Genomic DNA, 21,000 nt, shown 5'->3' with positions numbered 1-21,000 from the left:
TCAAACTCACTATTTCACCACTTCACCATCTCACCACGTCACTATTCCCGTATACTGCCTTCAATGATTAGCTACCTCAGTGCCATTGGCACGGCCAACCCTTCCCACCGTCTTCCGCAAGCTCAAATTGGCGAGTTCATGGCCCAGGCCCTGCAATTCGATGAAGCGGCTACGCGCAAGCTGCGGGCTCTGTACCGCATGTCGGGCATCGAGCACCGCTACACCGTACTGCCGGATTACGGCCGTCCCAACGGCGACTTCACATTCTTCCCGAATACTCCTGATTTAGAGCCGTTTCCGTCGGTAGGCGCGCGCATGCAGGCGTACCGGCGCGAGGCGCTGCCGCTGGCAGCCGAGGCGGCTGAAAGCTGTTTGAGCCAAACCCCCGAAATTCCGGCCAGCTCACTTACCCACCTGATTTCGGTGAGCTGTACGGGCATGTACGCGCCGGGGCTAGACATTGAGCTGGTACACCGGCTGGGGCTGCCCTCCAACGTGCAGCGTACCTGCGTGAATTTCATGGGCTGCTACGCGGCTTTCAACGCCCTCAAACTGGCCGATGCCATCTGCCGGGCCGATACCGATGCGCGGGTACTGGTGGTGTGCACCGAGCTGTGTACGCTGCACTTTCAGAAGCACCACGAAGAAGACCATCTGGTTTCTAATGCGCTATTCGGGGATGGGGCGGCGGCGGCACTGGTGCTGGGCCGCCCCTCGGGCACGCGGCCTCATTTGGCTTTGGAGGCATTTCACTGCGGTCTAGAGCCCGACGGCCACGCCGATATGGCCTGGCACGTCAACGACTTCGGGTTTGAAATGACCTTGTCGTCGTACGTACCGAAGCTGATTCAGAGGGGCATCCGGCAGCTCACCGACGACCTGCTGCGCCGCCTACCCGTTAAGCTCCCCAACATCAAGCATTTCGCCATTCACCCCGGCGGGCGGCGCATCCTCGAAACCATTGAGCAAGAGCTAAACCTAACCCGTGCCGACAACGCGCCGGCCTACAAAGTGTTGCGCGAGTACGGCAACATGTCGTCGGCGACGGTGCTGTACGTGCTGCGCGAATTGCTCAGTGGCTTCACCGCCGCCGATGCCGGCGCGCCCGTGCTCAGTTTTGCTTTCGGCCCCGGCCTTACGCTGGAGGCTATGCTGCTGCGGGTGGTGAGTTGATGGATTTGCTAAATTGTTAAATAGTTGAATTGTTGAAAAATACTGCTCTGCATCTCAGCACACCAACAATCATCGAATACCAACCAACCATTTAGAGCGGTTTTGGCGGTAGGGGCGGCCCCCGCCCGTCGTCGAACGGAATCGGTGAAACGGCGCCGGCACAAGGGCGGGGGCCAGCCCCGCCCCTACCGCGTGCAGCCTATACTCCGGCCCGGAAACTGCTTTAGCACGCAACAACTCAGCAAGTAACGTAATGCCTGACTTTACGCGCCGTGCGACGGAAGAAGAGTTGATGGACAACCACTCGCTGGCCAACGACGCGTTACGCCAGAACCTGGACGAGTTGGAAACCATCAACACGTGGCTGGGTGGCTACGCACCGGTGCTTGATGCGCTGGAACGGCTGCGGCCACAGTTCCCGGTGGGCCGCCCGCTGCGCCTCGCCGACCTGGGCAGCGGCGGCGGCGACACGTTACGGCAGGTGGCCCGCTGGGCCCGGCAGCGCCAGATTCCGGTGGAGCTGATTGGCATTGATGCCAGCCCGTTTATGCTGGAATACGCAGCCGCCAAAGCTCAGAGCTTCCCGGAAATCAGCTTCCAACAGCACGACATCTTTTCGCCGGAATTTCAGCAACAGTCGTTCGACATCATCACGTGCAGCCTGTTCTGCCACCACTTCCCCGACGACGTTCTGGCGCCACTGCTAGCGCAGTGCCAAGCCCAAGTCAGTACGGCCGTCATCATCAACGACTTGCACCGCCACCCACTGGCGTACTACAGCATCAAGTGGCTGACCCGCCTGTTCCGCGGCTCATACCTAGTGCAGAACGACGCTCCACTGTCGGTAGCCCGCTCTTTCAGCCGCCAGGACTGGCAGCGCTTGTTGCGGCAGGCGGGCATCAAACACTATACTCTGCGGTGGCGCTGGGCTTTCCGCTGGCAAATAGTGACAGGTGAGGTGGTGAAATGGTGAAGTGGTGAGATAGTGAAGTGGTGAGTTTGGCGCTACTTGCGCAGCCGAAACGTCAAACTCACCACCTCACCATTTCACTATCTCACCACAGAGCGGCCGCGGCGCGGAAGGTGTTGGCGTGGGCCTCAATGATGTCGGCAATGCGGGGGGAGTAGCCGCCGCCCATGCACACGACGACGGGCAGGTGGTGGCGGTGGCAGAGGCCCAGCACAAATTCGTCGCGCTGGCGGCAACCTTCCCGGCTGAGGGCGAGGTGACCGAGCTTGTCGGTGGCCAGCACATCAACACCGCTGAGGTAGAACACGAAATCGGGCTGTACCTCGTCGAGCAGGCGCGGGAGGGTGCTGCGGAGCAGCGCGAGGTAGCTGGCGTCGTCGGTGTTGTCGGGCAGGGGCAAATCGAGGTCGGAGTGCTCTTTGCGGTGCGGGTAGTTACGGGCGCCGTGCATGGAGAAGGTAAACACGCGCGGCTCATCCTGAAAAATGCGGGCTGTGCCGTTGCCCTGGTGCACATCTAAGTCCACAATCAGCACCTTACGTACCCCTAGTTCCGGGTGCGCGAGCAGGTAATCGGCGGCGGCGGCTTGGTCGTTGAGCAGGCAGAACCCCTCGCCCCGGTCGCGGAAGGCGTGATGCGTGCCGCCTGCAATATTGAGCGCAATACCGCTTTGCAGGGCGCGGCGGACACATTCCAGCGTACCACCCAGTATGGTTACTTCACGCTCGATGAGCTGCACACTCCACGGGAAGCCGGTGGCGCGCTCCTCCTGGCGGGTGAGGCCGCCGGTGCAGAGCCGCTGGTAGTAGTCGGCGTCGTGGGTGCGCAAAATATCGGGGGCGGGTGGCGCAACGGGCGCGAAAAAGGCACTTTCCGGCACCGTTCCTTCGCGGAGCAGCTGCTCGGGTAGCAACTCGTACTTCAGCATCGGAAAGCGGTGATTGTCGGGCAACGGGTGCGCGTAGAGGGGTGCCCAGGCAATGGAGAGCATTTTAGGTGGAGCTTAGAACTGAGATAAAAGAGCTTAGCTACCCCAAGTTGCGAAATGCTTAGCGAGCCTCGTTTATCAACTCCCTTTTCAGCGGGCTGACGGATGAGCCGGATGCTGCCGTTGGTGTCCGCTGCCAGTTCGCCACACGGTGCTGACAACGGCCGTTCAACTGGCAACTGCTCCGCAACTTGCATCAGCTAGACGGCGGCCTTTACTTGGTGGCAAAGAGCTACTCATCAAGTCTAAACTCTCTGCTCTACTTCCATTAGAAACGATAATAACCGCCTTTGCAGACGGTTATTTCGGATTCGGGTGATTTGCGTGGGGCGTACTGGGCTCGAACCAGTGACCCCTACCTTGTCGAGGTAATGCTCTGAACCAACTGAGCTAACGCCCCGCAAATCGTCTGGCGGCGGCCGTAAAGAGCCAAAGATAGTAACTGTTGGCAGAGATACTAGCTTCTGGCCGAGATTATTTGCGCAACGAATATTCGTGCAGTGCAACTTTCCGGCCCAAGCAAAGTATAGGGGCTTAGAACCCACTAGCCAGCCCTTATGTGGCTTCCTGGGTTTCGCCCCACCTCTCCTCCCCTATTCCCATGAAAAAACTACTTCTCTTACTTGCAGCTTGCGGCGTTGGCTTTGCAGCGTCGGCCCAGCAAAGCGTTGACGGGGTGCGCTCTTCCACCGATTACGCGCCTTCCACCAGCGACTCGCGCAACAACGGCTTCGGCATCAAAGGCGGCTTCAACCTGGCCGATATCCGGGGTGGCAACCGCGACACGTACGAAGATGTGCTGTTGAACCTGAAAACCTACCACGCTGGCGTATATGCCCAATTCGGTTTGAACGACAAGGTGTCTATTCAGCCGGAAATCCTGTTCAGCCGCAAAGGCTACGATGATAAAATGGCACCTCCCGGCGGCACGGCCACCACGCGCGAAACCCGGCTGGACTACATTCAGGTGCCCGTGCTTTTCGTGTACAACTTCCTCGACAACGTGAGTGTACATGTCGGGCCGCAGGCATCGTTGCTGGTGCGGGTGAAAGATGCCGGAGACGAGAAAAGCATATCCAGCGCTGGCCTGCACAGCCTCGACTACGGCGTGGTTGGTGGTTTAGAAGCGCGCATAGGGCCGGCCCGCGTGGGTGCCCGATACGACTTGGGTTTGGCTGACATCTACAAAGATTCTGCTACTGCCACCCGAGTGTATAAAGACGTGAAAAACGGTGTTTTTCAGGTGTACGTTGGGGTGGGCTTCACCAACTAAATTCTTCATTGCGAGTTTATAACACCAGAAAGGGAGGCCTAGCGGCTTCCCTTTCTGGTGTTATAGTTGTTCAGTTAGCTTCTACTTCATGGCTTACCTCCTACTCGATTCTCTGCCCGTTATCAACCAAACCCGGGAGCTGCTGGCCGAACGGGGCATGGCGGTGCTGGGGGCGTGGGCGCTGCTGAACCTGCTGATAAGCGGCTACCAAGTGAACCGCTCCGGCGTACGCACCGAGGCCGTGTATTTCCACCAGATGAACCTGGGCTGGAACTTCGTGAACGTGGCGCTGGCGGTGTGGGGCATGCTCCGGGCCCAACCCAACCACGTAGGCGGCCTCACGCTGCCCGACAGCCTCACGGCGCAATTCACTTTCGAGAAGATTCTGCTGTTCAATGCAGGCCTCGATGTGGCGTATGTGTGCATCGGGAGCTGGCTACGGGCACGGGCGGCCTCGGCCGACAGGCTACCAGAGCGTCTGCTAGGCTTCGGCCGCTCGTTGTGGCTGCAAGGTGGTTTCCTGTTCGTGTTTGACGTGAGCTTTTACCTGGTGTATCACCAGCAGGCTAGCCGGTTGCTGAATTTGCTTTACTAGAGCGGCTTTAGAACCGGCATATCCGGCCCGACAGCCGAAAAGCCGCCGGGCCGGAGCACCTGTGCCAAGGCACGAAACGCAAAGGCCCCACCGGAGAACCGGCGGGGCCTTTGCTATAAAGCCTAACAGCTTAGCTACGCGGAGCGTGGGCGCCTTCCAGAATTTCTTCTACAATCTTCTTGTTGAAGGCCGGAATGTCGTTGGGGTTGCGGCTGGTGATGAGGCCTTTATCCACTACCACTTCCGAGTCTTCCCAGTGGGCACCGGCGTTTTTGAGGTCGGTTTTGATGCTGGGGTAGCTGGTCATTTTCTTGCCGTGCACGAGGCCGGTTTCGATGAGCGTCCAGGGGCCGTGGCAAATGGCAGCTACCACTTTGCCGGAGCGCATAAACTCACCCACGAAGTTTACCACGTCCTGCTCGACGCGCAGCTTGTCGGGGTTGATTTGGCCGCCGGGCAGCACCAGGGCATCGTAATCGGCTACGCGGGCGTCGGTTATTACTTTGTCCACGTCCACTTTGTCGCCCCAGTCGGTTTCGTCCCAGCCTTTGATGGAGCCGCTTTTCAGGGAAATGACATGCACTTCGGCGCCTTCATTTTCCAGGTATTTCTTGGGCTCGGTGAGTTCCACTTGTTCGAAACCGTCGGTGGCAACAATGGCTATTTTTTTTCCTTTGAGTTTGTCGCTGCTGAAGATGCTCATGATAATCTGATGGTAAAAAGAAAGAGGGCGGCGGGTGTGTCCCGGCCTCTTTCTCAGTACGCCCAGCCTCGGCAGCGGGTTCTGGTTTTCCGGCTTTCGGCCCAAGTTATGCACACGCCAGCGGCGCTACTCCTTTCGCAGCTGCTTGAGTTGTTTGCGCAGGTGCTTTACCCGCTCGTCAAACCCGTCGGCGTCGTATTGCACTTCTTCTACGTCCAGTTCCTCCAGCATGTCCATCAGGGCATCGGAATGCTCGGAGCGGGTGGCAGATTTCACGCTTACAAATGCCATTTCCGACCACAGCAACGCTTTGAGGCGCTGGCCGTCTTCGCTGAGCATCTGCATTTCCACCACCAGGTTGGAGTTGTCGAAATGAATGAGCTGAGTCCGAATCAGCACCACTTCGGCGTGCACGGCGGGGCGCAAGTAGCTGATATGGTGCTTGGTAATCACCCAGGCCGCGCCCTGCTCGCGCGACAATTCGCCGAGGTTGAGGGCGTAGTGCCGGGTGGTGTGCTCTTCGCGGGCGTTGAGGAAGTAGTCGAGGTAGCGGGCATTGTTGAGGTGGCCCAGCATGTCGCAATCCTGGAAATGGACGCGGTGAGTGGTTTCGGGAGTGCGCAGTAACGCCATAAAAGGGGCAATAGGTAGGCACTTCCATACCCCAAACCCTAGCTGTTTGTTTTGGTACGCTCGCCGCCAGGGTTCGTTCGGACGTCAGATTTTGTACACGTCGGCGGTTACTTGGTGGGGGGCGGGTTTGCGGGCGTTTGTCGGGCTGTCGAACACGATAAGCACGTGCTGGTCGTCGAGCAGGGCCATGCCTTCGGCTTTGTCCTGGCCGGCAGTGGCCCCAAACCCGTGCGGCACATCGAAAAGGCGCTGTAGCTTATCGGGGCCAATCAGGCTGTCTTGTTCGCAACGCAGGGCATCGGGCCAGCAATACACGGCAATGGTACCATCGAGGTCCATGGTGGGGCCGGCGAGCAGCAGCAGGTCGGAGCCGCGCTGGCGCAGTTCCCGCACGCCCATGCCGCCCAAGTCGAGGAAGTGTTTTTTGTAAAACTTCTGCGTGGCACCCGGCAGCTTATCGAGGCGGAGGCGGCCGTGCTTGTCTTCGCAAGGCAACAGCTCCAGCACGATGGCCCAACCGCGCAGCACTGGCCCGCGCAAACCCACAAACAACCGCCCATCGGGAGCAATAGCCAGCCCTTCAATATCGAACCCGTTGTCTTTGCCCGGAATCTGCATGAAGGGCTTTAGGTGCGGGTCTTCGGCCAGCAGGTCCAGCAGGTCGTTGGTGGTGTCGGTGCCGCGGAGCTGGGCGGCGCACAGGGTTTTGGTGGGGTCGGTGGGGTGGGGTGCCTCGCGGTGCAGCTCATAGTCGCCGGTGGTGGGGTTGAGTTGCAGCGGAATCCGGGCCAGCAGGTAGCGGCTGGGCTCTTCTTTCACCTCAGCCAGCCGGGCAATCTGGTGGGCCACATCATCCTCGTCGGGCTTGGGCTGTTTGCGCTTGCGGCTATGCGAGCCAATCACCCACAGGTAGTGCTCGGCCTCGGCCATGCCTTCGATGTCGATTTCCACTTCCGCGTCGTCGCCCAGGTCGAGCAGCTCCGCCAACTCGTAGCGGCAATGGGCACCTAGCTCGTGCGTACCCGTCAGGCGCAGCCGCTCGATGCTGGTGCGCTCATCACAGCTCATCCACACGTTGTTGCCGGTACGCAATACCGTAGAAAGCCCGTCGCGGACGTGCTTGCCGGCCGAGTTCAAACTCAGCTTGGGGTTGAAGTGCAGCAGATAGGACTGGTGGCGCATGCGGGAGAGGAATAGGGTTGGCTCGGGTACGCCAACGGCCATGCCCCTCGAAATGTTATGGGTGCTGCCTACTGGCTACAGCTTTGCCGCAGCTTGTTCAGGCGCCCTACCAGATTCTTCACCACGGCCTCATCAGTGGTATATAACTGAAGTTCAGAACTATTGGTGCTGTTTTTCTTCTGCCGCTTGATTTGAATCTCATACAATGCTTTCGGGTTTTTGTCATCGGAGCGGGCATAGCTCACGGCCGTTACATCCGCCCACTCGAAATCCATTTTCAACTCGAAAAACCCGTTGCTGGTGCTCACCGCCCACCCCGACTTGCCGCTGGCAAAGCTCACGGCCAACGGATTATCCAGGTTCACGTCCGCGTCCCGGTCGCGGATGATTTGCTGAACGTGGCAGCCATCAAGAACAATCAGCACGTCCTGCTTGGGCTTGGCCGGGTCGCGCATCAATTGGTTGAGCTGCCGGGCTAGCGCCGCTTGGCTGGAAGCGGCGGACTTGGTTTGGGCCGGGGCCGTGTAGCCTAGCAGCAGGGCAGCACTCAGCAAGAAGAAGCTTCTTTTCATGACGCAGGGGAATAAGGCGAATACCAACTAAACTCTGTTTGATGCGGCAGATGTAGTTGCCGCCCAAAGAGTTGCCTGCGTCCGGAGGTTTCTATGAATCAGCTGCCTTTGCGGCTTTGCATCTGGGCCTGCATCTGGCGCTGCTTGGTTTTGAGCTGCTGATACTGCGTGGGCGTCAGCACTTGCTGCATTTGTTTGTCGGATGAGGCGTTAATGCGCTTCAGCTCGGTCAGGAGAGCGGGGCGGTTGCCGGCGTACTGCTTCTGGGCCGCATTGGCTTGCTCGGCAGTACTACTTAGGATGGCCCGTACTTTCTGCTGCTGATCGGGGCGCAGCTTCAGTTCGTCGGTCATTACGTCGGCCAGGTCGCGGGCGGCGGTGGGGGCTACCGTGGGGGCCGGCGCCGGCGCAACCGTTACTGATTTAGCTTCGGGAATGTTTTTGTTGCGGCGGGCGCAGCTGAACGTAGTGGCCGTCAGCAGGGACAGGGCGAGCAAAGAGTGTGAGAGGCGCATAAGGCAAAAGTAAGAGGAACGTGCACCCCCATACGCGAAAACCGCGCCGCTCGTCTATATCCGTCGTTTTTGCCTCTATAAAGACTGCCGCTATCGATGCCAAAGTGGACACGGAAGCAACTATCTGATTAGAACGGTTTCAGGGTCGGGGTACAGATTGAACGAGGTAGGGATAGGGCTGGCCCCTGCGCCAACGCCTCTTCACCGATTCCGTTCGACGACGGGCGGGGGCTAGCCCCGCCCCCACCGCCAAAACTGCTCTAGGCAATTCATGAAATCAGCCAAAGTTGCCACTATAACAAACAGAAAAAGATCATATTAGCTCGTCATTACACCCATTATTGAAGCAACGTGACTATCGTGCAAACTACCCTCACTAAGCTGCGGTTTTTAGTAAGCCTTGTTCTATTGCTTTCGAGCACAGCCTGCCACAAAGAACGGCCCGAGCCGGAGGCCGTACCCCTGCCGGCCGAGCTAAAGTCGTACACGCTATTCCAGCCCGGCACTCACTGGATATACCAGGATTCAGCTACTCGGCAGCTTGACAGCGTGTGGGTCGTGTCCGCGGAGCAAACGGTTCACCGGCTGGGTAACGGCTCCAAGAATAAAACCTACCCTACCCTGAAATACGAAGACTTTCGCCTGCGCACCCGTTCGGGTCGGGGTGGCCCGGATCGGCTTTATAGCATAGATAGGACCTGCACCTTACCCAATCGGGAAGATCAGGCCAGTCAGCTACCCTGCTGGTCCGTTAGACGAAGTCAGGATTTACCCAATAGTACAGCTGATGAAGAAGGCACGGATGTGTTTCCCTATTTGATTGACCGGGACAAAGCCTCCTTTCTTAATATTTACAATGCCGTGCTATATTATTACTGGAACTCCCAAGTGCAACGTATCGGGGGAGTACCATATGACGAACTTCTGCAGGTCAAGCTAACGGCCGACGCGTCAGAAAACGGCTGGCCGGTCCACTACTATTGGGTTTCCGGCAAAGGGATTGTCCGACAACGGATTCGGCGTAATAACGTCGTTCAAACGTGGACGCTTGTGCGTAGCACCATCGTGCAGTAGGCTGACAAGCTGTAGAAGTAACATATCTACTACCTTATGGCAGAGCTTTTTGCCTTGAGTTTAAGTACGCCGCAGCACCCTTAGTAAGCTACCACCTGCGTTGTAGTGCCCCCAACCGAACTTGCCGGCCCAGCCACACCGCTTGTTTTCAGGTGCTGCGCCGTATGGTGAGCCAGGGCCATGATAGTGAGCATGGGGTTGGCGCCGCTGCAAGCCGGAAACGCTGAAGCATCGGCCACGAATAAGTTGCGCACCTCGTAGGTTTCGCCGGTGGGGCTGGTGGGGTGCGTGCCAGCGTTGCCGCCCATGCGGCAGGAACTCATTTGGTGGGCGCTGTAGAGGCCGTACTGGTTGGGCTTCCAGCTCAGGTGCGGCAATTGGTCGAGCACGGTAGGGTTCTGAATCTGGCCGTGTTGGGCATGGAGAGTGGGCAGCGTGCCGTGGGGCAGGAAGATGGTATGGGCCCCAGCCGCCGCATGGATTTCGGCAGCGGCCCGTACGCCCGTCAGCATACTGGCGCGGTCATGCTCGCTCAACGCGTAATCAATCAAAGCCTGCCCGTGCCGGTCGATGCTGACGCGGCCCCCGTCCCGGTCCCGGGTCAGGACGATGAATGAGCCCAAGTGCGCCGCCTGTTGCATCAGCTGCTTGTGTTGCACCCCCGACAGCCACGGCAGCACCATGCCCATCAGACCAGTGTGGGCGGGAGGGGTTTCCAGCTTCACGCCGTAGTTGGTGCCATTAAGGCGGGTGAAACTATCGTTGACCACCGACATGCTCGGCCCGAACCACGGCCGCATGGCCTGCTCGTACAGCGCCGATACCACTACTGTAGGGTGCAGGTTGAGATGACGGCCCAAGTGCGGATGTTTCAGGCCACTGCGCAGCAGCAAAGCCGGAGTCTGAATGGCCCCGCCCGCTACTACTACACGCTGCGCCCGCACCGTCACGCGTATCAACTGGCCAGCGGCGGTGGTGTGCACGGCTTCGGCCCCAGTGGCCTGGCCAGTGGCTACGGTTACGCGCTCTACCCGAGTATCGGCTAGCAGGCGGGCACCGTGCTCGAAGGCTTGCAGCAAATACGTGTTCAGGGTGCCTTGCTTGATGCCGTACGCATCGCCGAGGCTGCTGTAGCCGAGGGCTTGGAAATGGTTTTCTGAGTCGGTAAGGCCTTTTTCATTGCGCGGAATCAGCTTCACCTCCTGCCCCAGCTTGCGCGACCCATCCCAAAGCGCCTGATTTTGGCCGTTGTGGCGCGGATAATCGGTGTTTACGCTCAGCGCACGGCTCACGGCATCAAGGCTCTGCTGAAAAGCCGCCGACGTGAAATGCGGCACTTGGTGCTCTCGTGCCCATTCTTCCAATACGTAATCGGGGGTGCGGAAGGCGCCGGCCCAGTTGACGGTAGTGCCGCCGCCCAAGCAGGAGCCCGCCAAAATTCCGATGCTGCCATCTTGGGTGCTGAGGGTGCCTTTGCCGTCATAGAGTTTGCCGAGCATGTCTACTTCGCGCTGGGTGAAGTCGCAGCCGTGGCAGTAGGGGCCCTTTTCCAGCACCAGTACGTCGTGGCCAGCGGCGGCTAGCTCGCCAGCTACTACACCGCCACCCGCGCCGCTGCCAATCACCAGCACGTCGCAGTGGTAGGTGACATCCTGGGTGGGGCGCAGGGTCCGGATGGGTTTGGGGACGTCCACTACCGCATCGGCAGGCAGCGGGCCAGCGTAGCCGATGCTTTCCCACACCGGGTTGCCAGCCTCAGCCGTGGAGCCGCCGTAATACAGAAACGTGAACAGCTTACGCAGCGCCTGGAAGCCTTTGCGCAGTTGCGGTACGTTGCTTTGCGCCCAGCTTTGCAGCAGTTTCTCGCGCTGGGTGGGCTGCAACCGGTCAAACGGCCGCAACGGCCCGAACCAGGTGAGGCCCAGCGTGGGCGTATCCAGCAAGCCCAGCAGCTTCATGAACTCCGCCCGCGCGGCGGCTGGCTGCTCGTTTAGCACCTCTCCTATTTGGTCGAGGTTCACACCTTCGGAGCCCCGGCGCTGCCAGTACGCAGCGTGTTCGGCGGGACTGTCCAAGCTGGGGATGAAGGTATCGGCAAGCGCACGGAGCGTTTCGCGCTGGGCTTCGGTAAACGTCATGACTACTTGAAAGATGCGGGTGGGAACAGGGCGGCTTACTTAGGCCGCTTCACCTGGAAAATATCGGAATTATTCCCCGAATTTACTCGGCTTGCATACGAAATGGTGAGATTGTGAAGTGGTGAAATGGTGAGTTTCTCGTTCTTACAAGGCAAAGCGCGCTACTTGCACAAGTCGAACATCAAACTCACCACCTCACCACTTCACCATGTCACCGATGCCAACCGACCTGCAACGCTTTGAAGCCGCTATCCGCAAGTTCGACGAAGCCAACAGCACCGACCCGAACGTGGAGGTGGCCGACGGTATTGCTTACCCCAAAGAAGTGCTGTATGCTCAACGGATGAGCGCCTGCTTGCAGGAAGTGGCTCCGCAGGCCAGTGAGGCGCTGCAACTGGCCGTGCGGTGCCAGCACATCTGGCGCTGGGCTATTCCGCGCCACGATTTTGCTATGGACCGGCCGGGCTACCACAAATGGCGCAACCGCCTCAAGCACTACCACGCCGAGCTGGCCGGCCAGCTGTTGCAGGAAGTGGGCTACGAGCCCGCGCTAATTGCCCGAGTGCAAGCCTTGGTGCAGAAACAGCAGCTCCAGCACGACCCCGAGGTGCAGCTACTGGAAGACGTCATCTGCCTGGTGTTTCTGCGCTACTACTTCCCCAACTTCGCGGCCCAACACCCCGAGGAAAAGGTTGTCGACATCATACAGAAAACCTGGCGCAAAATGACCCCGCATGGCCACGAGCTGGCCTTGCAACTCGACCTGCCGCCCGCCACCCAAGCCCTGGTAGCCAAGGCATTGGCCGGCAATTAACTTAACGCAACCAGTATGCGGTTGGCCCAACGTATAAGTATGCGCTACAGATACTTCAGCAGCCAGTTCACCATGCGCTGCACTTTGGGCGTGTAAGGCGGGTAGAAGCTCTTGATACCGGTGCGGCCGGTGCGCTGCTTGAGCACAGCTTTTTCGTTGCTGAAAGCCAGGAAACCCGCGTAGCCGTGGGCCCGCCCGATGCCGCTGTTGCCGGCCCCACCAAACGGCAAATCGGGGTGGGCCAGTTGCAGGATGGTTTCGTTGACGGCGGCCCCGCCGGCCGGGATGTTGCGCAGCAGGTAACGCTGGTTTTCCTTGCTTTGGGTGAAAACGTAGAGCGCCAGCGGCCGGGGCCGGGCATTTACCTCGTCGGTGGCTTCCATGAGGGTGCGGAAGGTGCGCACCGGCAGCAGCGGCCCGAATATTTCTTCCTGCATCACGCGGCTGTCGGGGGGCGCGTTCAGCAGGATAGTCGGCTCGATGAAGCGTTGGCGGCCGTCTACGTGGCCGCCGGCGGCTACGGTAGCCCCGCGCTGCTGGGCATCTTCCAGCAAACCCGCCACCCGCTCGAAATGGTGCTGATTGACGATGCGCGCAAACGATTCGGAAGCTACCACGCCTTGCCCGCCGGGGTTGTAGAAGCGTTGCATTACGGCCCGCATTTCCGCTAGCAGCGGCTCCTGCACAGCTTCGTGCACCAGCACGTAATCGGGGGCCACGCAGGTTTGGCCGGCATTGATGCCCTTGCCCCACACGATTTTCTCGGCCGCGTCGCGCAGGTTGGCGGTGTCGTCTACAATGGCCGGGCTCTTGCCGCCCAGCTCCAGCGTCACGCTGGTAAGGTGCTCGGCGGCGGCGCGCATCACCACCTTGCCCACCTGCGGACTGCCCGTGAAAAAGATATGGTCGAAGGGCAGCTTGAGCAGCTCGGTGGCTACATCTTTGTCGCCTTCTACCACCACTACTTCTGCCGGGTCGAACACCTCCTGGGCCAGGCGGCTTAGCAGGGCGGCCACGGCGGGCGTCATTTCCGAGGGCTTGATAATGACGCAGTTGCCAGCCGCCAGCGCCGAAATCAAGGGGTCGATAGCCAGGTAAAACGGATAGTTCCAGGGGGCAATAACCAGGCAGACACCTTTGGGCTCGGCCTGCATCCAGCCGCGCGCACCCATCAGGGCCAGCGGCGTGTCAACGGGCTGCGGCGCGGTCCAGCGCTTGAGGTGCCGCAGCGTGTGCTTGAGCTCGGTTTGGGAGGGCCAGATTTCGGTTACGTCGGTTTCAAGCGCGGGCTTGCGAAAATCGGCGTGAAGGGCCTGCTGAATGGCGGTGCGGTTGGTGGCTATCCATTGGCCCAGCTTGCGCAGGCGCGCCGCACGGGGCGCGGCCTCTTCGCGGCGCAGTGCCTCCGAGCGGGCCTTTTGCCGCTGGAAAAGTGCCGTTAGGTCGGTGGTTTCGAGCAAAGCAGAAGCGGGAACGGAAGCCATAAGCAGTTGAAAAGACGAAGACGATAAACGGAACGTACCAGGATAGGCCTGATACGTAAGGTCGGCAGCTTTTCGCTGGCTTTCAACACTGTCTGCCCGCGCCTGTGGGCAGCACCAGGCTGGTTACGAACGAGTAGGCCGGACGGGGTATCGGGGCAGGTATAGCCGTTCAACAAACGGGATACGTGCCGGACCGGCAGAAGCCCGCCGCTACACCGTTCGTGAAACCGCTATAAGCACGGAAGGCACTATTCCACCGGCCGAGACGTTAGGGCAGCTTGTCTTTCAATTTTCGAATGCCCGCTTTCTTTTTTCGCTTGCCCGTGCGGCCCCGGCTACGTTTGGTGGCTCTGCTGTTTTTCTTACCTACCTGGCTGCTTGCCAACCCAGTAGCTGGCACCAAGCCTACCGCCTTGCACCTGCGGGTACGGCCCGTAGCACCGGGGGTGTTTGTGCATACGTCCTACCACCGCTACCCTGGCAATCCTACCCCGATTCCGTCTAACGGCCTCATCATCAGCACCAAAACCGGGGCCTTGGTAGTTGATACCGCCTGGGACCCCGACCAAACCATGGAACTGCTCCACTGGGTGGCCGACAGCCTGCACCAGCACGTCCGGCTGGTAATCGTGACGCATGCCCACGAAGACCGGCTGGGCGGGCTGGCCGTTGTGCAGGCCAACCACATCAAGGTCTACAGCACGCCCCTCACGGCCAAGCGCGCGGCGCGGCTGCCGTTTGGTGTGCCCACGCCGGCCATCAAGCCTTTCACCGTTATTCGGGCGGGCCGTACGCGGCTGGAGCTGTTTTACCCCGGCCCCGGCCACGCCCCCGACAACCTGGTGGCCTGGCTGCCGCAGCAACGGGTGCTATTTGGCGGCTGCCTGGTGAAAGGGGCTGATGCCACTACCCTTGGCAACATCGACGACGCCGACCTGAAGCAGTGGCCGGTAGCAGTACGCACCGTGGCGGCCCGCTACCCCAAAGCCGCGGTGGTAGTGCCCGGCCACGGAACATGGGGTGGCACCGAGTTACTGGAGCATACCCTAAACTTGCTGCAAGTGCCCGGCCGCAAGCCCCAAACTGCCTTGAACGGGCAGCCCTAGCCTAGCTATTGGCTACAACACTGGTTATACCGCACCAAAAAGCCCTACGCATACAAGCAAAAGGCCCCGCCGGAAGATACTGGCGGGGCCTTTTGCTTGTATGCGTAGGGCTCTGGCTACGGCCGTACGATGCGGCGCGTGTCGGTGCCGCCTTCAGTGGTGGCGCGCAACACATATATACCAGATGGTAAGGCTCTTAGATCGAGGGGTTGCTGGCGCTGGCCGGCTGCCACTGGCTGGCGCTGCACTACTGCACCCAGCGCGTTAAGCACGGTCAGCTCGGTGGTGTGCCGGTAGCCGGTTAGCTCCACGGTCAGCTGGCCGTCCAGGGTGGGGTTAGGAAACACGTTCAGGGAAGTACCGGCCAGCGGCTGGTTTGCCGATGCCACCGTCAGGTTTTCGCCCTTGAACAGCACGTCTTTCAGGAAGGCATAGCGCCCCGAATTGTTGGAGCCAGCTCCAAAGTACAACCGGACCGTTAGGGTTTGGCCGGCGGCCAGCGTGATGCCGCCGGCCGTTCCCGACAGCGCAAAACGGTACACGCTGGCGGGCCCGGCCGTTTGGTTGTTGAGTACCACGGGGGCGTTGAAGGCGCCGTTGCCGGTGGTGGGCAACGTGGTGCCGCCTATGGTGCCACCCGCCGGTATGTTGGTGGAATCGGCAGTGGTGAAGCCCGACAGCGAATACACGATGGCCAAGCGGCCATTGGCCGTATTATAGAAGGCCGTATTCATCAACAGCGAATCAACGCGCACAATGCGGCCGGGCGCCGCCGTAATGGTGAACTGCTCGTAGTAGCGGCGGTTGAGGCTGGAACCCACCGCCACCGGGGCGGGCGGCGTGGCCGACGTCGACCAAGAACCTGCCGCTATAGGAGCCAGTGCCTGCCCAAACTGCGTGGAGTAGCCGCGGATAAACGTTACCGTGGAAGCATCCGACACGGCCATGCGCCGGAGTGTGGCCGTGCTGGCCGTTACGCTACTGGAGCGCACCGCCGCGCTGTCCTGCGCCGACACCCGCATCGACCACCATTGTAGCGGCGTGGAAATGGTTTGGGCGTTGTTGGTTTTGATGCCCGTTACGGCTACCGTTACCGGCGTGGCTCCAGCGCTGGCGTGCGTGATGTTGCCGGCGTAGGCTCCCGCAGTTGTGGCATTCAGCCGCACACTGATGGTGGCCGCCAGGGCATTGTTGGTGGGCGTGAGGACTAGCGGCGTGGTGGCCGTGTACCAGTTGGTGCCGCCATTAGCCGATACCTCGTAGCCGGCCGGTGGCGTCACGGTAACGGTAGCCGTCAGGTTCACGCCCGAAACGGAATACGTCTGGACTGCCGAGGTGCCGCTTTGGAACTGCACAAACGTGCCCAGGCTGGCTGGGGCCGTAAGCGTAGCCACACTCGATACGCGTATGGTGTCGGTGATGTGCGTGGCCGAGCCGGTTTTGGAAGCCCGCACATAATAGGAGTACGCCGTGCCGGCCGCGGGCAGTGGGTCGGTGGCCTGGAAGTTGATCAGCGAATCGGTGGCGGCCGTTACCTCGTAAATCTTGCTGAACGTGGTGTTATCGGCGGAGCGAAACAGCTCGTACTTGATTTGGCTCATGGCCCAGCTGATGTTCCAGTTCAGCGTGGTTTGGGTAGTGCCTTTCGCGGCCCGGAAGTTGGAAATGGCAATATCGGCGGGGGTGGTGCTGGTGCACAGGCCGGTAGCCACGGTGCACGGGTCCCAGGTACCGAACATGGCGCTGCGGTTGTAGGCGGCCGTATCGGCGGGGGCAAGCTGCTGCGACCAGGCGGCGCGCTGGGTGGTGGGCAGCAGGTTGCTGGCGTAGAAACGGCTCCGGAATTCGGCGTAGGTAATCAGGCTGGTATTGGTGCCCGCGTCCCAGGTGGTCCAGCCGGCCGGCTGAATCAGGCCCGCGCCCATCGTGCTGTTGATAAACACGGTTTTGTTGTTGGCCAGCGGTGAGCTGCCGGTGGAGTTCTGCCACGGCCGGCCCAGGAAATACAGCGTACCGCCAGTGTTGGCGGGCAGCTTGGTTTTCTTGAACACGTAGCCGTAGGCTTGGCCGGGCGGCGTATTGGCGGCCGTAATAAACGAGCTACCAGCGGTGGTGCGGGCCTTGGCGTACACCACGCAGTTTTCAAACAACGCCACCGAGCTACCGAAGATAAAGTCCACGTTACCATCAATGTAACAGTCGCGGAAGTAGTGGCGGGGAGTGCCGCTGCCCTTGGTGTAGAGCGTATCCTGGTTGCCAAGGAAGCGGCAGTTCTTGAAAGCGGCCCGGTCGGCGTTCAGCAGCACGGCTACCGCCTGCGTACCGTCGCCGTACGAGTTGACGAAGGTGATGTTGAGGGCCGAAAAGTCGGGCGCATTCACCGTGAAGCTGGCCGAGTTCTGGGTGCCCACGGTACCGCCGCCGGGCAGCGGGTCACTGGCGCCGTCGCCGTAGGTGAGAATGGTATTGGCTACACTCTCCCCTACAAGCTGCAAAAAAGGCTTGTTGCTGGGCACCGTTATTTTCTCGCGGTACTTGCCATTCTTGATGAAGATGGTGTAGAGCGCCGTGCGGCCCGTAGGCGCGGCATTGATGGCGGCCTGCACAGTGGTGTAGTTGCCGGTACCATCTTTGGCAACTACCACATCGTAGGCCAAAGCCCGGCTACCAAATACGCTGAGCAGCACAACGCAACACGTTGCCAGCCAGCTCCTAACTGAGAAGAAGTGGGACATAGAAGGAATTTTGAAGGGTTGTCAGTTGCGAGTTGTCAGTTGCCGGTTGTCAGTTGCGAGTTGTCAGTTGCCGGTTGCCGGCCATCAGTCATGCTTTGCGCAAGACTCGAATAACCGGCAACTGGCAACCGACAACTGGCAACTGACTACTCCCGCGCGAAGCGGGTGGTCAGCTGCGTGGCGGCGTCGGAGTAGCGCACCAGGTAGGTGCCGGGCGCGAGGCGGGTTACGGGCAGGCGGGTTTCCAGCGAGCCGGGCGTTACGGCTACCGTGGTCAGCAATTGGCCCAGCAGGCTATAGAGCTGTACTTTGGCGCCGCGGCCGGCTACCGGGTGCGCTACCGTAAGCTGGCTTTGGGTGGGATTAGGATAGGCCTGAATGGCGGCCACCGGGGCATCCACAGCAGCAGACCTGGCCAGCACGGTGGCGGTCAGGCCGTTGAGGTAGTTTTCCAGCATGGTGTAGCCGCTGGTGCCGCGGGTGTTGCGGTCGGCGGCGTTGGTGGGGTTCAAACCCATGCTGATTTCCCAGGCGTCGGGCATGCCGTCCTGGTCGGTATCGAGGGGGGCGGGCAGGGAATTGAGCACCGGCCACGCCGACTGCGAAACACTGTACGGCGTGCCGTGCGCGTAGCCACCCTGCACATCAATCAGGCGGCCCGTGCGGTTGATTACGTTGTTGACGATGCGCTGATCCAGCGTGTCGCGGGTGGGGAGCACGCAGCCGGCTTTTTGCAGCACGGCCGCGTAGGCTGCCAGGGCGCTCTGCGGGGCAATGGCGGGCACGGTGGTAAAAGGCGTCAGCACCTTGGAAAGCGTGGTATCGGCGCGGGTGCCGCCGTTCATTACGGCGCCCAGCCAGTTGTTGGCCGTTACGTTGGGGTAGCTGTCCACGTAGTTGCCGCTCATGTAGTAGCGGCCGTAGGGCAACGAGGTTTGCTTGTACGGGTTCAGCACCTCACTCCGGATGGGCACCCCGCCCGACGAGCTGGCCGGCGTATTCGGCCCGTACTTGTAGTAGTTATTTACGATGTTGTAGTTGCCGCCTTCCCCGCCGTTCACGTTGTAGCTGGCCCAGTTGTAGATGACGTTGTTGCGGAAATCCACGTTTTCCTGGCCGGCGGTGTTGGGCGGCAGGTTGCGGCTGCCATCAAAGCGGGGCATGCGGCCCCGCATGTGCGCCAGCAGGTTATGATGGAACGAGGCATTGCGCCCGCCCCAGATGCCGCCGTAGCCGTGCCGCTCGAAATCAGTATCCCCGGTTTCAAAGTGGTAGGAATAATCCAGCGGCTCACTCATGATGTTCCACTGCATGGTGGTGCTGTCGCCACGGTACACGGTGCAGGCCTCATCCGCCGACCAGCTCATGGTGCAGTGGTCAATCATCAGGTTTTTGCGGCTCAAGGCCCCGAAAGCGTCGTCGTCGCCGCTGCCGTTCACCATGCCCTGGTTCTGGTTTTTGTCGCCGAGGCGGAAGCGGATGAACCGGATAATGACGTTGTCGTTGCTGACGCTCACCGGATAATCGGCAATGCAGATACCGTCGCCGGGGGCGGTTTGGCCGGCAATGGTGGTGTTGGCCCGCGAAATCCGCAGGTCGGAGAGCAGGTGAATAGTGCCCGACACCCGGAAAACTACCGTGCGGTGCGTGGCCGCGGCCGTTACGGCGTAGCGCAAACTACCGGGCAGGTTATCGTCGTTGAGGTTGGTGACTTCAAACACCGTAGTGGGCACCGCTACGGTACCCCGCCCGCCGGAAGTGAACTTGCCGGCCCCCTCGGCCCCCGGAAACGACGGCAATTGCGCCTGCGCCGTGGGTACCAAGCCGGTTAGCGCGGCGGCCAGCGCCAGCCACCGGCCGCGCTTAACTAATACATTTTCAAGAACAGAAGAAGTAGAGGTTGAACGCATGGATAGGAATTAACTAGTGGAGTTCGGGTGCGGGATGCGGCCCCTGCTGCCAAACAGACAATTGCATCTGCGAACTATACTACTCCATTCCGCTGCCAAGCGTAGGCGCAAACGATTGATTTATTTATGCAATCGTTGCCGGCAACGTTGCCAACACCCTTCCCTTGCTATTTCAACTTGTCGTTTGGGTTTCTCACGCAGTAGCTGGCAGCACACGGCTACCATACAAAAGCCTCCACATCAAGCAGATGCGGAGGCTTTAGAAAGGCAATAAAACGCCGGAACTAGTTTTTCACTTTTACTTGTCCGTCATCGGCGTCGCGCTTCACTTTGGTACCGTTGGGGTACTCCACCTTGGTGTCGCCATCCTTATCAATTTTCACGGTTTTGCCGTTGGCGTATTTGATTTTGGTTTCGCCGTTGGCTTTCTTTTCGTACTTCTCAATGGCCGGGCCGCGGCGGCGGGCCGGTGCAGCAGCCGATGCCGAAGCCGCCGGGGCTACCACAATGGCCGTGTAGGGCGTGCCATCATAATACGTACCGCGGTTGGCGGCGTAGGTGTCGTACTGGTCGGGCACGATGGCCTTCACCTGCTGGTCGGTTTCGTCGTTGATGGTGCGCAGGGCGGCGTAGCGGCCGGTGGTGTCGGCGGTGTAGCGGGCGTTGGCTTCGTTGAGGCGGCGGCCCCGGGTGTAGTAGGTTTTCGAGATGCGCGTTACGACTACGGTATCCGTCAGTTTGAGGTCTTCGGCCACGCGGGCGGCCAGGGCATCGGCGTCGGTGCGGTAGGCGGCGGTGTCGGCAGGCGCTTCGTTTACTACCACAGCCGTATCGGCGGCGGGCGTAGTGGCGGCGTCCACGGCGGCGGACTTGTCCTGGGTGCAGGAGGTAGCGGCGAGTGCGGCCGCGGCTACCGACAGAAAGAGCAGGTTCTTGTTCATAAAAGGAAACGTCAGGGAGAACAGCATATAGCCGGCTGGCTATAATGAGGGCTGATACGAGGCGACCTACGGTGGGGTTGTCGTGAGTGGCGGCAGCGGCCAAGGCCAAGCGTACTGTTTAGCTACGGCGCCATACACCCAACTAATTCCGGCGCGCGGCGGCGGTGGCCTACACGCCCGGCGTACCTTTGCCA

General features: G+C 60.3%; 18 protein-coding genes and 1 tRNA gene. 7 read left to right on the top strand and 12 right to left on the bottom strand.

What is annotated here, in order from left to right; translation table 11 throughout:
• Positions 1 to 63 precede the first annotated feature (63 nt).
• On the top strand, positions 64 to 1,173 hold the full coding sequence (locus tag J0X19_RS02870) for a type III polyketide synthase (protein WP_206980796.1): 1,110 nt from the start codon (positions 64 to 66) through the stop codon (positions 1,171 to 1,173).
• A gap of 253 nt (positions 1,174 to 1,426) precedes the next feature.
• Positions 1,427 to 2,146, top strand: a complete 720-nt coding sequence (locus J0X19_RS02865; RefSeq protein WP_242581919.1) for a methyltransferase domain-containing protein — start codon at positions 1,427 to 1,429, stop codon at positions 2,144 to 2,146.
• Positions 2,147 to 2,228: 82 nt separating this feature from the next.
• On the opposite strand, the gene J0X19_RS02860 is transcribed toward J0X19_RS02865, so the two are convergent.
• Both J0X19_RS02860 and J0X19_RS02855 read right to left on the bottom strand, forming a co-directional pair.
• Positions 2,229 to 3,134, bottom strand: a complete 906-nt coding sequence (locus J0X19_RS02860) for a histone deacetylase family protein (RefSeq protein WP_206980794.1) — start codon at positions 3,132 to 3,134, stop codon at positions 2,229 to 2,231.
• Positions 3,135 to 3,456: 322 nt separating this feature from the next.
• Positions 3,457 to 3,531 (bottom strand) — tRNA-Val (locus J0X19_RS02855).
• A 201-nt stretch (positions 3,532 to 3,732) separates the two neighbouring features.
• On the opposite strand from J0X19_RS02855, the gene J0X19_RS02850 reads away from it, so the two are divergent.
• Both J0X19_RS02850 and J0X19_RS02845 read left to right on the top strand, forming a co-directional pair.
• Positions 3,733 to 4,404, top strand: a complete 672-nt coding sequence (locus J0X19_RS02850; protein ID WP_206980792.1) for a porin family protein — start codon at positions 3,733 to 3,735, stop codon at positions 4,402 to 4,404.
• A gap of 88 nt (positions 4,405 to 4,492) precedes the next feature.
• Positions 4,493 to 4,999, top strand: a complete 507-nt coding sequence (locus J0X19_RS02845) for a DUF6992 family protein (protein WP_206980791.1) — start codon at positions 4,493 to 4,495, stop codon at positions 4,997 to 4,999.
• A 130-nt stretch (positions 5,000 to 5,129) separates the two neighbouring features.
• On the opposite strand, the gene J0X19_RS02840 is transcribed toward J0X19_RS02845, so the two are convergent.
• The 5 genes from J0X19_RS02840 to J0X19_RS02820 form a co-directional block, all read right to left on the bottom strand.
• Positions 5,130 to 5,702, bottom strand: a complete 573-nt coding sequence (locus J0X19_RS02840; protein WP_206980789.1) for a type 1 glutamine amidotransferase domain-containing protein — start codon at positions 5,700 to 5,702, stop codon at positions 5,130 to 5,132.
• Between the two features lie 126 nt (positions 5,703 to 5,828).
• Positions 5,829 to 6,335, bottom strand: a complete 507-nt coding sequence (locus J0X19_RS02835) for an acyl-CoA thioesterase (RefSeq protein WP_206980787.1) — start codon at positions 6,333 to 6,335, stop codon at positions 5,829 to 5,831.
• 84 nt (positions 6,336 to 6,419) lie between these two features.
• Positions 6,420 to 7,559 carry a DUF3616 domain-containing protein gene (locus J0X19_RS02830; protein ID WP_242581917.1) on the bottom strand — a complete coding sequence of 380 codons (1,140 nt, stop codon included), beginning with the start codon at positions 7,557 to 7,559 and terminating at the stop codon, positions 6,420 to 6,422.
• Between the two features lie 26 nt (positions 7,560 to 7,585).
• Positions 7,586 to 8,089 carry a hypothetical protein gene (locus tag J0X19_RS02825; RefSeq protein WP_206980785.1) on the bottom strand — a complete coding sequence of 168 codons (504 nt, stop codon included), beginning with the start codon at positions 8,087 to 8,089 and terminating at the stop codon, positions 7,586 to 7,588.
• 98 nt (positions 8,090 to 8,187) lie between these two features.
• Positions 8,188 to 8,604, bottom strand: coding sequence for a hypothetical protein (locus tag J0X19_RS02820; protein WP_206980783.1), 417 nt, complete (start codon positions 8,602 to 8,604; stop codon positions 8,188 to 8,190).
• Between the two features lie 360 nt (positions 8,605 to 8,964).
• Between J0X19_RS02820 and J0X19_RS02815 the strand changes: the two genes are divergently transcribed.
• Positions 8,965 to 9,678: a hypothetical protein gene (locus J0X19_RS02815; RefSeq protein WP_206980781.1), complete on the top strand. Its 714-nt coding sequence runs from the start codon at positions 8,965 to 8,967 to the stop codon at positions 9,676 to 9,678.
• A gap of 80 nt (positions 9,679 to 9,758) precedes the next feature.
• On the opposite strand, the gene J0X19_RS02810 is transcribed toward J0X19_RS02815, so the two are convergent.
• Complete coding sequence (locus tag J0X19_RS02810; protein ID WP_206980780.1) at positions 9,759 to 11,816, bottom strand: GMC family oxidoreductase N-terminal domain-containing protein; 2,058 nt, start codon at positions 11,814 to 11,816, stop codon at positions 9,759 to 9,761.
• A gap of 208 nt (positions 11,817 to 12,024) precedes the next feature.
• Between J0X19_RS02810 and J0X19_RS02805 the strand changes: the two genes are divergently transcribed.
• A complete protein-coding gene (locus J0X19_RS02805) occupies positions 12,025 to 12,630 on the top strand; it encodes a DUF4202 domain-containing protein (RefSeq protein ID WP_242581916.1) in 606 nt (201 codons plus the stop codon).
• A 44-nt stretch (positions 12,631 to 12,674) separates the two neighbouring features.
• Here J0X19_RS02805 and J0X19_RS02800 read toward each other — a convergent pair whose 3' ends face one another.
• On the bottom strand, positions 12,675 to 14,114 hold the full coding sequence (locus J0X19_RS02800; protein ID WP_206980778.1) for an aldehyde dehydrogenase family protein: 1,440 nt from the start codon (positions 14,112 to 14,114) through the stop codon (positions 12,675 to 12,677).
• A 296-nt stretch (positions 14,115 to 14,410) separates the two neighbouring features.
• On the opposite strand from J0X19_RS02800, the gene bla reads away from it, so the two are divergent.
• Positions 14,411 to 15,220 carry a subclass B1 metallo-beta-lactamase gene (gene bla / locus J0X19_RS02795; protein ID WP_206980776.1) on the top strand — a complete coding sequence of 270 codons (810 nt, stop codon included), beginning with the start codon at positions 14,411 to 14,413 and terminating at the stop codon, positions 15,218 to 15,220.
• A 116-nt stretch (positions 15,221 to 15,336) separates the two neighbouring features.
• Here bla and J0X19_RS02790 read toward each other — a convergent pair whose 3' ends face one another.
• From J0X19_RS02790 to J0X19_RS02780, 3 genes are all read right to left on the bottom strand, one after another.
• A complete protein-coding gene (locus J0X19_RS02790) occupies positions 15,337 to 17,955 on the bottom strand; it encodes a pectinesterase family protein (protein WP_206980774.1) in 2,619 nt (872 codons plus the stop codon).
• A 146-nt stretch (positions 17,956 to 18,101) separates the two neighbouring features.
• On the bottom strand, positions 18,102 to 19,865 hold the full coding sequence (locus J0X19_RS02785; RefSeq protein WP_206980767.1) for a T9SS type A sorting domain-containing protein: 1,764 nt from the start codon (positions 19,863 to 19,865) through the stop codon (positions 18,102 to 18,104).
• A 284-nt stretch (positions 19,866 to 20,149) separates the two neighbouring features.
• Entirely contained in the window at positions 20,150 to 20,833 is a 684-nt protein-coding gene (locus J0X19_RS02780; protein WP_206980757.1) for a T-complex 10 C-terminal domain-containing protein, read from the bottom strand.
• Positions 20,834 to 21,000: the final 167 nt, after the last annotated feature.

Origin of the sequence: Hymenobacter telluris (genome assembly GCF_017313265.1) — a bacterium.
GTDB classification, from domain to species: domain Bacteria; phylum Bacteroidota; class Bacteroidia; order Cytophagales; family Hymenobacteraceae; genus Hymenobacter; species Hymenobacter telluris.
The sequence above is the reverse complement of the archived record's forward strand: the minus strand, read 5'-3'. Positions and strand labels throughout refer to the sequence as shown.